The 12156-nt window shown below is 40.1% G+C and carries 12 protein-coding genes; 7 read left to right on the top strand and 5 right to left on the bottom strand.

Features of this window, described 5'->3' with window-relative positions; genetic code table 11:
- Window positions 1–118: 118 nt before the first annotated feature.
- The 4 genes from DACET_RS04670 to DACET_RS04685 all read right to left on the bottom strand — a co-directional run bounded on the left by DACET_RS04670 (window position 119) and on the right by DACET_RS04685 (window position 3635).
- The gene (locus DACET_RS04670; RefSeq protein WP_013010238.1) at window positions 119–511 is read right to left on the bottom strand and encodes an ArsR/SmtB family transcription factor; all 393 of its coding nucleotides are present in this window, start codon (window positions 509–511) and stop codon (window positions 119–121) included.
- 97 nt (window positions 512–608) lie between these two features.
- Window positions 609–890 carry a hypothetical protein gene (locus DACET_RS04675; protein ID WP_013010239.1) on the bottom strand — a complete coding sequence of 94 codons (282 nt, stop codon included), beginning with the start codon at window positions 888–890 and terminating at the stop codon, window positions 609–611.
- 26 nt (window positions 891–916) lie between these two features.
- Window positions 917–1897: a permease gene (locus tag DACET_RS04680; RefSeq protein WP_013010240.1), complete on the bottom strand. Its 981-nt coding sequence runs from the start codon at window positions 1895–1897 to the stop codon at window positions 917–919.
- Window positions 1898–2204: 307 nt separating this feature from the next.
- Window positions 2205–3635, bottom strand: a complete 1431-nt coding sequence (locus DACET_RS04685; protein WP_211204105.1) for a sigma-54 interaction domain-containing protein — start codon at window positions 3633–3635, stop codon at window positions 2205–2207.
- Between the two features lie 831 nt (window positions 3636–4466).
- Between DACET_RS04685 and DACET_RS04690 the strand changes: the two genes are divergently transcribed.
- The 6 genes from DACET_RS04690 to DACET_RS04715 all read left to right on the top strand — a co-directional run bounded on the left by DACET_RS04690 (window position 4467) and on the right by DACET_RS04715 (window position 9893).
- The gene (locus tag DACET_RS04690) at window positions 4467–6341 is read left to right on the top strand and encodes an FAD-dependent oxidoreductase (protein ID WP_013010242.1); all 1875 of its coding nucleotides are present in this window, start codon (window positions 4467–4469) and stop codon (window positions 6339–6341) included.
- A 24-nt stretch (window positions 6342–6365) separates the two neighbouring features.
- Window positions 6366–7061: a succinate dehydrogenase/fumarate reductase iron-sulfur subunit gene (locus DACET_RS04695; RefSeq protein WP_013010243.1), complete on the top strand. Its 696-nt coding sequence runs from the start codon at window positions 6366–6368 to the stop codon at window positions 7059–7061.
- A gap of 102 nt (window positions 7062–7163) precedes the next feature.
- On the top strand, window positions 7164–8474 hold the full coding sequence (locus DACET_RS04700; protein ID WP_013010244.1) for a hypothetical protein: 1311 nt from the start codon (window positions 7164–7166) through the stop codon (window positions 8472–8474).
- 2 nt (window positions 8475–8476) lie between these two features.
- Entirely contained in the window at window positions 8477–8902 is a 426-nt protein-coding gene (locus tag DACET_RS04705; protein WP_013010245.1) for a cytochrome c, read from the top strand.
- Window positions 8890–9516, top strand: a complete 627-nt coding sequence (locus DACET_RS04710) for a hypothetical protein (RefSeq protein ID WP_013010246.1) — start codon at window positions 8890–8892, stop codon at window positions 9514–9516. Before DACET_RS04705 ends, DACET_RS04710 begins: the two co-directional genes overlap by 13 nt.
- Before the next feature lie 14 nt (window positions 9517–9530).
- Entirely contained in the window at window positions 9531–9893 is a 363-nt protein-coding gene (locus tag DACET_RS04715) for a NifB/NifX family molybdenum-iron cluster-binding protein (RefSeq protein ID WP_013010247.1), read from the top strand.
- A gap of 942 nt (window positions 9894–10835) precedes the next feature.
- On the opposite strand, the gene DACET_RS04720 is transcribed toward DACET_RS04715, so the two are convergent.
- Window positions 10836–11570, bottom strand: a complete 735-nt coding sequence (locus DACET_RS04720; protein ID WP_013010248.1) for a S24 family peptidase — start codon at window positions 11568–11570, stop codon at window positions 10836–10838.
- Window positions 11571–11820: 250 nt separating this feature from the next.
- Between DACET_RS04720 and DACET_RS04725 the strand changes: the two genes are divergently transcribed.
- Complete coding sequence (locus DACET_RS04725) at window positions 11821–12135, top strand: cytochrome c3 family protein (RefSeq protein WP_013010249.1); 315 nt, start codon at window positions 11821–11823, stop codon at window positions 12133–12135.
- Window positions 12136–12156: the final 21 nt, after the last annotated feature.

Genomic DNA, 12156 nt, shown 5'->3' on the forward strand with positions numbered 1-12156 from the left:
CAACCACTTAACTTAAAATGATATTTTCAGGTCAAGTGTATTTCAGTAAAAGATATAAATATTGAACGTAAAGAGAACAATTACCTTGAACTGCTCCCTTTACGTATTTGTTTAAGTCTTATTCTGAACGGACAGCCTTCCACTTGTCGCTGTCCGGACCTACTACGCAGCATCCGTTCTGCCGCATAGCGAGTCTTCTTTTACAGTTCTCTATCTCCTGAGTAAACTCAGAGGTGGGGATACTGCGAACAGCCTGAAGCAGATTAGAGAAAAAAGGCGAGTCATCTTTGTTCAGTGTATAAAACACCCATTTGCCTTCACGCTGAGCTGTTACTAAACCAGCCTTGAGCAATGATTTGAGATAGCGGGATACATTATAGTGGGACTCACCCAGCACATCCATTGCTTCTGCAACACATATACGCTCGTCAATCTGTACCAACAGAAAGTAAACACGCAAGCGGCTTGGTTCGGCCAGAGCTTTTAAAGCATCCACATAACGTCCATCCATATCTATTTCAACTCCTTGCAAGATTTATGCATATTTTGTCCGGCTGTTTCTAACAGCATCCTTTACCTATGTACTCTTCGACAGAGTATGTCAAATGTCAATTATTTTTTGACAATCCTATGATCATCAGCACGAACCCTATCAGGATTACAAAACCGGAGTGTCCTGCCTGTAACAATAAATCGCTACGGCTTGCCCCTCCAAAATATGCCGCCCAGAAAAAAGGACAAAATATGCCTAGCAGAATCATCATTGCACCGGGGCGGGCAGAAGAGGGCAGACGGCGTTCTTGTACCGCTGTTTTTACTGCTCCCCATAGCACCGAATACGGGCAAAACTGCATAAGCTTCCGCAGACAGCTTTTATTTTGATGTTTCATAATAAGCTCCTATCAGTGCCTACAGATCAAAGTATAACCTGAAAAATAATACCGCCGAGAACAGCCGCTCCCAAAACAGTAACAATAAATGCTACGACAGCTTTCGGTTTGAGAACAGATGAGATTATAGCTATCTCGGGCAAACTTGCCCCCGTACCGCCGATAACCAGAGCCATAGCTGCCCCCATGCTCATCCCTTTTGCAATCAGCACCTTCAGCAGAGGTATAGCCATTTCTATACGCAGATATAACGGTATCCCGATAGCGGCGGCGATAGGGATAGAATACCATTTGTCTCCTCCGGCATACTTTTCCACTATTTCAGCAGGCAGGTACGCCGCTGAAACCGCACTGATGAGAGCGCCTATTAATACATATGGAATTATACGTTTAAACAGTACCCATGCGAATTTCATCGCACGTTTAAACACCTGTTTTGGTTCATCTGACTGCTGTGTGACATCTCCACAACATCCGCTTGGCTGTGGGGGTATGTCTGCACAGCTCTGACGGTTTGCTGTGTCCTCCGCTCCGCATGCGGGTGCAGAGCCTGAGCTTTTGTCAAGTTCAGCACCACGTTTTATCTCATGGCGCCATGGAGAACGTTCCATTATAAAGCCTGAAAGGACTGCAATGCAAAATGTTATGATGAAATATATTGCCGTCACCTTAAAACCGAAAACTGCCAGAATCATCCCTGTAACTACAAAATTACACAGAGGTGCCGAAATCAGGAAACCGAAAATAGTACCCATAGAAACACCCATTTCTGCCATTCCCATGGACACAGGCACCACAGATGCACTGCAAAAAGGGGTTAAAACCCCGAAAGATGCACCTATTAAAGAACCAAATCTGCTCTTTTTGGCGAGTTTACTCTGAAGCTTTTTCTGCGGGATATACTCGCGCATTACCCCTGTCAGAATAGAAACTATGGCGATGATGCCGACAAGAGCACCGCCCACATGAATAAACTCTGCCAGAGCTATTGCGAAACTGTCTTGCATTCTTATGCCTCCTTACAAATTATTTTACAGTTGGATTGTTTCGAGATCATACGCACATATGCGTATTTATGCAAGTGTTATTTCGTGAGTTGATAAAGAAAAATAAGTGGTCGTATCTTATCTGTCTGCTGGGGACAGATCATCGAGAAGTGGGCATATTTATTTTATGAAACAAATGATGGTTCAGGGAATCCTATCGGGTTTGTTGAAATGTCAATAGTTACTGTGTGGTATGTTTTCTTATTTTGTCAAGATTACCAGACACATAACGACTGAGCTGGCTATGTCGTACGTTACGCTGTCTATGCTATAATAAACCTAGTTTTTTCATCCTGTGCCTGAGAGTGTTTGGGTGCATCTTCAACAGCGAAGCGGCTCCTTTTGTACCACTGATTCGCCATTTTGTTTGCTCAAGAATTTTCAAAATATGTTCTCGCATCATATTATCCATATCTTTATTGCAAGCGGCATTTTTGTCTGGCTGCTTATGTCGCTCGGTGGAATCGAGATCAGATATTTTAAGTTCTATTGCTTGAGCGCTGCCGAAGTTTTGAATTATTTCTCTTTCTAGAAAATTTTCCATTTCTCTGACATTCCCAGGCCAATCATACTGTATAATTTTTTCCATTTGGTCGGGACTTATAACAGGAGGTTCGGTAATTTCCAATCTTTTACATATCTTCATTATGAGGCAGGTGATAAGATCAGGGATATCCTTTTTTCGTTCCCTTATTGGTGGAATTTTCAGTGGAAAAACATTTATTCTCCAGTATAAATCCTCTCTAAAGTCACCGTCTTCTATCATTTGGATGAGGTCTTTATTTGTTGCAGCGATAATCCTTACATTCACTTTTATTGTTTTGGTTCCTCCAAGTCTCTCAAATTCACCAAACTGTACTACTCTTAATAATTTTGCCTGACAGTTCAGCGGCAGCTCTGCCAGCTCGTCAAGGAATAGAGTGCCCTTATCTGCCAGTTCAAAGCGTCCTTTTTGTGTCGAGTCAGCACCAGTAAAAGCCCCTTTTTCGTGCCCGAAGAGTTCATTGTCTATTAAATTTTCAGGGATTGTTCCGCAATTAACTTTTATGAAAGGTTCATTATTACGTGTGGAGTTTCTATGGATGTAGTTTGCAAAGACTTCTTTTCCAACGCCGGTTTCACCTGTAATTAGAACTGAGGTTGAAAATTTCGCCACATTCTTAGCTGATTCGAATAAATTATGCAGGCACCCTTCATTGATGGTGTTTTCATCATTTTTACTTTCTGGGAAAGTGTATCTTTTGTCCCTGATGGCCATATCTTTTAAAGTTTTGGCAGTGATAGTAGTAGAGTTATAGCTGTATATATTTTTGTTTATGACCTCACTGCATAAAACTTTAGTGAATGGTGAGATAAGAACTCTTACGAGCTCTTTATGTTTTTCTGTATATATGTTCTCTCCTTTGACCCCGAGAGATACGAATCCAAGGCTTTGGTCTGCATATGTGCACTGCAGAACAAGAAAAGAATAACCATGTACAGGCAGAGAAGTAAAAAGATCATTTCCACATAAGTTCTGCGCGTCAATGTCTGTGAAAACATTATCATATGGATACTTGTCTTTAGCGACTTTAGGAAGCTGTAATGCAGTGTCCTTTTTGAAAAGTGTTTTACCTACTGAACATAAGTTGAAAAGCGAATGGGATTCTTTGAAATAGCACTTCATGCTTATGAAATCGACAGGAATCTGTTTCTTCATTTCCGACAAAGTGTTATCTAAGAGTGTTTCTGTATTGTCGAAAATAAAAGCTCGTGAAATGATGTCACTGATAAATATGTTTTGATTCAGCATTTCATCCTCTCATCTCATAATTATTAAGTATATGGTTAAAAATGTCAAGCTCTATGATTGGTCATAATTTTCGATTCTTGCAGTGTTTTATTTTATTTTTTTTATAGTCCTTGTGGATTTCACCATATATCGTGAGTTTGGTCATTATGTTTATGTTTATTTTTCACAACTCAAGCCTAAAGTGTTAATAATTATAGTTTTTAAATTTGGCAAGCTTTTTGCATATCAAGAGATAGTGTTCATAACTTTCTGACATTGTTACGCAATTTCATAAATAATGATGTTTATATATAGCTTATGTTCTTTCAGATAGTTGTGATGTAAAGAAATATTCAACAGGAGGTGTGTTTATTATGAGTTAATCTTAGTTGTTTAATTTATATATTTTAAGGAGGATTAATAAGGAGAAAATTTATAAAAATTATTTAACCCTCATTTTTTGACATTTTCTGGCTTCTATTAAGCAGTTGTGTGTCAAAAAAATAAACCCTGTTGTTACAGGGAGTTCATCGTTGTGAGGGTACGTATTATGTACATTATACTGCCAAAGCTATCATGGTGTTGAAGTCTATCTTTATAGACACTATCAGCACAGAAAACTTACTTAATAGGATTAGTCTCAGCATGGACGAGGTGCAACTTTTGGTGAATTTTACCGATACGCAGCTTCAGCTATTTGGAGATTATCCTGGATAAATAATTACGCAGTAATAGTCTTAATTTACTAAGGAGTATTAGATGGGCAACAAAGATAATAAATTTGAAAAAGGCGGCATCACCCGCCGGAGCTTTTTAAAGTACGGAGGGATCGCTGCTGCAAGCCTCGCTGTTGCATGCGGTGGAAGCGGTGGTTCCAGTGGAAGCTCAGATTCATCTGGTTCTGATAATGGAATTTCTTATAAAGTCTTTTCAACTGATTTGCTTTTCATAGGTGGTGGATTTGGTGCGATGTCTGCTGGTTACGAAGCAGTTAAAAATAACAAAAATATCACTATACTTGACAAAGGTCCCTTCAGAGCCAGCGGAGGAGCCGGTATGAACTGGGATGTCCAGTATGTCTGGTATCCCACTACAGACGATAATAATGGTATAAACATTGCTGGATATAAAGCGGACTCAGGATTGAAATTTGTCACAAACAAAAAGGCAATCCAGAATGCCGACCTTACGGATCCTAACAGGTCTGCACTGGAGTTTTTTGGTAACAGAGGCGAACTTTTTCCATACCGAGAGGAAGATGGCTCTCTTGAATATGATCTAAATTATCCTACTATTGCTATGGTTCCCGGTGGCTATCCACGTCATATACAAGATGAGCTTATTAAATCAACGTTAGTTAATGTAAGCGATAGAACAATGGTCACAAGCCTTCTTATGGAAGACGGAGTGTGCGTAGGAGCTGTTGCTGTCCACCTGCCAACCGGTGAGTATCGTATTTATAAAGCTGATGCAGTAATACTCGCAGCAGGTGCGAACTGTTGGCTCAATGGCTGGAATACAGTTGCAGCTAACAGTATGAACTCTCCCGACAATACATCTGATGTAGAAATGGCTGCATATCGTCTTGGTGCCAGAGTCGGTGAGTCTGAATTTGGATCTTACGACCTGATATCCATTTATCCTTCAGGCATTGCGTATTCGTTTAATGCAGGTCTCGGAGCAGATGCAAACGAGAACCAGTATATTCTCGATGCTGATCATGTAGCATTTCTTCAAGATGCAAAATATGATCAGACCCGTTTTCTGACTGACCGCCCGTATTTCAACCAATGCGTTGGTGAGTACATGACTGACGAGAGTAAACTGACTCCGAACGGAGGACTTTACCTTGACCTGTCAGATCCTGCTACTCTTGAGGAGATACGTCCTTGTTACTCAAGAAGTGCACAGCTCTGGAAGGATAATTTTGACATAGACGTTACGAATGGTGCCTATGTGGAAATTGGTTTTGAAATGTATGAACATGGCGGCGCGCCTGTTATTGATGAAAAAATGATGACAGATATTCCCGGACTTTTCTGTACCCGTGGTGCAGGCATAAACGGTGAAAGAGGGGGAACCGCAGAATATATGAATATAAGAATGGGATCCTACACTCTGCGCTCCGCACTTGAATATATTGATGGTTATTCGAACAATACATCTGATTATTCCTCAGCGATAGAGGAGTTTGAAAGATTGGAAGAGATAAGAAAGAGGTCAGCAAAAAGTGGTCTCCGCCCTCACGTAGTACGTCAGAATATTCAGAAGGCTGTAGGACCTGCATTCAGTGTTGTTCGTACTACTGAAAAACTTGAAGCTGCAAGTGCTGAACTTGCCAGGATTAGAGCGGAAGATTTGCCAAATCAGATTTGTGCTGATAATTCAAAAACTTATAATACCGAGTGGAGAATGGCTATCGAAAACTACAATATGATTGAGATTGCAGAGATGGCAATTAATGCAACTCTCATGCGTGAAGAATCCCGTGGTTATTACCGTCCAGAGTATCCCGATAAGGATGATGAGAACTGGGGATGTATGCTCGCTGCCAAGCTTGTTGACGGCGAAATGGAATTCGAAAAAGTCTTTTTTGATGACATCTCTTGGGACAACGTTACCTGGGAATCTTAATTATAAGTTTGAAAGGAGATATAAATGAAACTGGAAATATACAAATATAATCCTGATGTTGATAATTCAGCTTCGTATGTTTACGTAAATATTGACTATAAAGATAAAATGACCGTTCTTGAAGCGATTCAGTTTGCACATGAGAAAACACCTATCCATTTTGATTACAGCTGCCACGGGCGTGCCTGCGGAAGATGCTCTGTTGTGTATGACGGCACACCTGTTCTTGCCTGTATAACACCAATAACAGATGGGGATCATACTATTGAGCCGATGAAAGGACACACTGTCCTGCGTGACCTTATTATTGATAAAAGCGAGGCTCATGCAGACCTTAGCCAGCGTTACAGAAGAACCAGAGCGGTTAACTTGACTGAAGAGCAGATAGAAACAATCTATGATACAAGTGTGGCGGAGCAGATTAGCGCTATTGAGTGGTGCACAAGATGTATGATGTGTACTGCCATGTGCCCTGCTTATAAAGCCAACCCTTCAACGTATGTAGGTCCTGCTGCAATGCTTGCAACAGCGTATCGTTATTATGACCCTTATGATGAAGGAAGCAGAGTGAATGAGGCCGTTCAATCAGGTCTCTGGAACTGTATAATGTGTGGACAGTGTGACTATGTCTGTCCTCAAAAAGAGATAGAGAGAGTCTCACAAATATGGAAGGACCTCCGTGAAGCCGCGACAGATGCGGGGCTTGGAAACGAATCTTAATAGACAATATTAAGCTTTCTAACGTGTAAGCCGGTGCAGCTACTTAGTAAATATACATAATTAGTTGCCCGGTTGTTTACCAAAAATAGTGAGGAGGTTCACTTGAGACACTTGACCACATTTAAAAAACTCTGTGGTGTTGCTAATAAAGGTCTGCTAAAAGGTGCTTTTGTTATTTGTGCAATAGCGATACTCATTCTTCCGGATTTCTCCTTTGCCGTGGACTTGCAAGCTGATTCGAAGCTTATGCTTCGTGCCAGACAAACCGCAGATGAAAAAGACTTATTACCTGTTTATGACTATATGAGCTTGGCAGCAACAAATATTCTTGATCCAAGATTATCTTTTTATGCCGGCGCATGGCTGAGATTGGATTTACATGATAAAAGCTCTGATGATTCAACTGAAGGAGAGCTTCAGTATGCTTATCTTAACTTTCACTCTGACAATAATAACCTTGTTGCTAATCTTGGTCGTCAGTTTGTTACAGAGGGTGGAATCTCAGAGAGGATTGACGGAGCTTATGTAAGCTCAGATCTTCCTGCCGGATTTGGTGTTGCTGCATTCGGAGGAGCACCTGTCACCACAGATACTGATGAAGATGGCGGAGACATCATTTATGGAGGCAGGTTATCACACTCTGATTCCCGATGGTATACATTAGGTGTGAGCTACTTGTATGTTGGTGAGGATGGTGACGATTTCCGTGAAGAAGAAGCTATCGATTCATGGATTCATCCTATCTCTCAGGTGGATATCACAGGACTGTCATCTTACAACTCAATCACAGACGGATGGATGGAACATGACTATCTCGTGTCCGTTACGCCTCTGGACGAGATCAGCATCGATGTTAATTATACCAGGATAAACTACGCTGATTACTTTTACAATATGACATCCAATGTATTTAGCCTGATCACGCTGTCTAATCCTACAGGAACAATGGATTCCAGAGAAGAGATGCGCAATATCGGTGGTTCAGTGACATATTCACCAACGGAACTGGTTTCTCTGACTGCTGAATATAAGAACTACGACTACGAAATCGCTGGAAGTGCTGATCTCTATGGGGGAAAGATCCTGCTTAGTTTCAGTTCTATTAATTTATCCTCCGGTGCTTCTGTCCACAGGATGGAAGGTGACACAGATGAAACCTGTTACTGGGCATACAGACTTTTTACTTCTTATAAGGCTGATAAACTCATCACAACATTAGATTTTCTGAATATGGTGTTTGATGAGAGTATTAGCGGAGTCGATAACTCTTTTGTAGCTGTTGCTTCAGCTTCTTACAATGTTAATTCCAGTCTGAAAGCCGGATGCAGCGCAGAATATTCTGAAAGCCCTGAATTCGATGACGAAGTCAGAGGTATGCTGTATTTATCTTATCTGTTCGGGAGGGCTGAATAAAAATGAAAAATATTATTATATTATTGATGTTTACGTTATTGATCGTGGCTTGTGCCCACACAGTTAGCATTCCGCGGGAGCACCCTGAGAAGCTTGATGCTATGCCTAATTGTGCAGACTGTCATGACAATGAACTGCAGGCTTTCAGCCATACTAAGCCTGCATTTTTCAAAAAACACGGTGCATATGCAAAGCAGGAGAGACTTGTCTGTAATTCTTGCCATACTGAATCATACTGCTCTGACTGTCATACAAACAATGACGAGCTTAAGCCGAGTGAGAAATTTCCAGACGCTCCTTTGAGAAACAGCCCACACCGAGGAGACTATCTTACTCTTCACAGGATAGATGGAAAAATTAATGCGGCACCTTGTGCCAAATGTCACGGCAGACAAAACAATGAAAGGTGTGCAACATGTCATCAATGAAAAAAGCAATAATCTACATATGCATGACTGCGGCAATGGCTTTTATAATCGCAGGCTGTGGTGCGTCCAACGATGATAATGTTTTTTCGTCCACCAGTGATGAAGCACACTATCAGGATAACTGGCTTGAAACTAAACACTCTGAAGCGGCAGTAAAAGACCTCGAAGGTTGTATGGATTGTCACGGTGATGACTTTGAAGGCGGTATATCCAATACAGCATGTACTACATGTCACCTGGGTGATGCAATTAACATGCACCCGGTTGACTGGGGAGATAAAGCATACGCAAAGCATTACGAATATATTAAAAATACAGGATATATCGAGGCACTGCTGAGCTGTAATGATTCATATTGTCACGGCGAAGATTGGCTGGGTGGCGACACAGGTCCTTCATGCAGAACATGTCATATGGGGGGAGTCGGACTCATTCACCCTATATCTGATGTCGTTGTTTGGGCGAAAGGAACAGAAGATGATGAGTCCCACGCAACATATGTTAAGAGCAACGGAATATCATCTTGTGCTCTCGCGTCATGTCACGGGGTAAACCTTGAAGGCGTCGCAGAAACCGGTATGAGCTGTATCTCATGTCATCAACAGAATTGGTAGAGTGGTGATAGATAATGAGAATCTGCTTTCCGGTATGTTGTAACATAGGTCTTGACAGCCTGCTTTTTGACAGCTTTTCCTGTGCTCCAGAGTATGTGATAGCTGATACAAAAAGCATGAAGGTGATAACTGTTAGCAATATTGGACAGATATTACAGTATGGGACATGTGATCCTGTTGAAGAACGCGATGGCTTTGAGATTGATATAGCCATAATAAAATCCATAGGGGATGCATTGCTCCACAAACTAAATAGTGTGGATATAAGTGTATTCCAAGCACAACGGGAAGATGTTGGCGGTAACATTAATATGTTGCTGACCGGAAATCTGGTACAGCTTATCTCGGATAAAGGATATCAACATATTCATGTCTGAAAGACTGTATTCTGCATAAATTTTCAAAGAGGGCGGTAATCTTCCGCTCTCTTTAAAATTAAGTATAAATATCTGCAGATATAATTATGTATATTCTGTCTAATCTGTGTACTGCTTATCACTTTAGGACAATACGTATGGCGCAAAAGAACAAGTAATGACTTATTTTGAAGATCAGAAGATGTTGGCATAAAAACGCTCATAAAATACCTTAAAGAAATGCATAACAGAGATTGTGGGTTTTATAAATAAGCTTTGTGTCAAACCTTTAGCCAATTTTTTGCTGCTTTGATTATAGCTGAAAGCCCTTTATTTGGATCCCGATATCAATGAGAGCATGAAGTTCCTCCTCTCTCACTGGTGTTAATAGACAGCTCTGGTCTATATATGACCGAGCTGTCTTTATTATTAGTTGTGAATTAATAATTTATACTTGTGTTAGTGCAAAAGATATTAAATATGAATCAAAGGCTTTTACCCTGCCGCCTGAAGACTTAGAAAAGTTTTAAAAACAATATTCATTATTATTTTCAATTCGTATAAGCTGTAGTTTAATGTATAGTATAATTTTTATTCAGGTGAGAACCTGTAGATGAAAGTGAGCTTGACACCCATTTAAGCTATAAGAACATATGCCGCCGCACCATATGGCATGCAGAGAAACGACAGTCGCAAGATCAAGCATAAAGGAGAAAGCATAAGGAGGAGTCTGTCGGAAACAGCCTGGCTTTTAACTGACTTATACTTAAAAAAGAAAGATTCTCTATGCGGTGAAAGTGTACGCATAAAAACGCTACACTGTTTGAAAGCTTCCAATCCTAATGTCCGAATTAAGCGATACAAGTACTTATTACAATATAAAGAGCCCTTGCCTTTTCAGTGGGGGTTCTTTTTTCTGTATCTGATCTGTGCCTTATATGCGTATAACTATTTTTGAAATAATTAAAATTCTCTCCAAATCCAGACTACACGCCCAATAATAGGGTTGGAGGCGTTTTCTTCGGATAAATTTACTACTATTGCATCATGTGTTCTATTTTCAGGGATCAGAGTTAAAAATTGTTCCTTTATCACTTTTGCTTTTTTGAAAGTGTAGCCAGTACCGTAGTTGTCATCAAGCTGACAAAAATAAATAAATTCAGAATTTAAAGAGTTCAGGTCAGGTACTGCTTTGTATATGCAGACCCCTGCTATGTCGCCCTTACATAAGTGCGGCTCCATAGAGTCGTCCCTTATGTGAAATGCTTTTAATTCACAGAATTTATTTGATGCGCTGTTTGGTACGCATACCCACCTGAGAGTTTTGTTATTTGTTATTCTCATTACAGATGAGCCAGCTAATGATTCAGTTTCACGCACTGGGATAAACTCAAAAGCATTTTTATTAATAACATCCGGCGGAATATTGCCGTAATAAACCTGAACATCTGAGGAGACAAGAGGTGACGAGTATCGGTTTTTTGCCAGGCTAGCAGGTGTTTCCAGGTCAAAGATAGTGTTGTAGTCAACCCCCAATGCATTAGCTATCTTGATAATTTTGTGTGAATCGAAATTTCCTGTTTTTTCATGATGTTGATAGGTTTGATAAGTGATACTGAGAATATCTGCAATTTTGACTTGCGTATAATTCTTAATTCTTCGTAAATCTTTTATTTTTTCACCAATATGTTTGTACATTTTAGTATTTTATCATGCAGATTAAACCTGTATAAGCAGAAAATACCTGCTATTTTTAGTTGACTATTAATTAATATGCAGATATATTCTGCATTAATAAGCATATGTTTGTAAGTTTGGGCATGGGTTCATATTCATAAGAGAATAAATGAAATAAGTGTTTGCTGTAACAGCATAAAATATCAGCCTTGATAGAACATAAAATAAGTTGGTTACAATAAACTCATGAAAAATACTACAGGAGATTCTTATGAAAAAAGTTTTGATACTAACTTTTATGGTTCCTTTTATAGCGGTTGCGTCTATCGGACCGTCAGAAATAAATCTCAGGGAGACATGGGGTGTCCAGGGAACCAGAGGAGATGTCATTTTTAAACACGAGTTCCATCAGGATAATAATTCATGTACTGACTGTCACAAAACCGATGAAGGCGGGAAGTTTAAACCTGAGGGTGAAATCAAAGGTATGACCAATAAAAATGCTGCACATAAATTTTGCTGGACATGCCACCAGTCGAAACATCTCCCCGCTGTAAAAAGATGTGACAAATGCCATACGAAATAGAACCATTATTTTAGAAGGAGG

The organism is Denitrovibrio acetiphilus DSM 12809, assembly GCF_000025725.1.
Lineage (GTDB): Bacteria > Chrysiogenota > Deferribacteres > Deferribacterales > Geovibrionaceae > Denitrovibrio > Denitrovibrio acetiphilus.

Bases quoted from the DNA above. Each gene is read 5' to 3' on its own strand.
- DACET_RS04680 (WP_013010240.1), bottom strand. From the start codon at position 1,897: ATGCAAGACAGTTTCGCAATAGCTCTGGCAGAGTTTATTCATGTGGGC.
- DACET_RS04705 (WP_013010245.1), top strand. From the start codon at position 8,477: ATGAAAAATATTATTATATTATTGATGTTTACGTTATTGATCGTGGCT.
- DACET_RS04670 (WP_013010238.1), bottom strand. From the start codon at position 511: ATGGATGGACGTTATGTGGATGCTTTAAAAGCTCTGGCCGAACCAAGC.
- DACET_RS04720 (WP_013010248.1), bottom strand. From the start codon at position 11,570: ATGTACAAACATATTGGTGAAAAAATAAAAGATTTACGAAGAATTAAG.
- DACET_RS04715 (WP_013010247.1), top strand. From the start codon at position 9,531: ATGAGAATCTGCTTTCCGGTATGTTGTAACATAGGTCTTGACAGCCTG.
- DACET_RS04685 (WP_211204105.1), bottom strand. From the start codon at position 3,635: ATGAAGAAACAGATTCCTGTCGATTTCATAAGCATGAAGTGCTATTTC.
- DACET_RS04695 (WP_013010243.1), top strand. From the start codon at position 6,366: ATGAAACTGGAAATATACAAATATAATCCTGATGTTGATAATTCAGCT.
- DACET_RS04690 (WP_013010242.1), top strand. From the start codon at position 4,467: ATGGGCAACAAAGATAATAAATTTGAAAAAGGCGGCATCACCCGCCGG.
- DACET_RS04710 (WP_013010246.1), top strand. From the start codon at position 8,890: ATGTCATCAATGAAAAAAGCAATAATCTACATATGCATGACTGCGGCA.
- DACET_RS04675 (WP_013010239.1), bottom strand. From the start codon at position 890: ATGAAACATCAAAATAAAAGCTGTCTGCGGAAGCTTATGCAGTTTTGC.
- DACET_RS04725 (WP_013010249.1), top strand. From the start codon at position 11,821: ATGAAAAAAGTTTTGATACTAACTTTTATGGTTCCTTTTATAGCGGTT.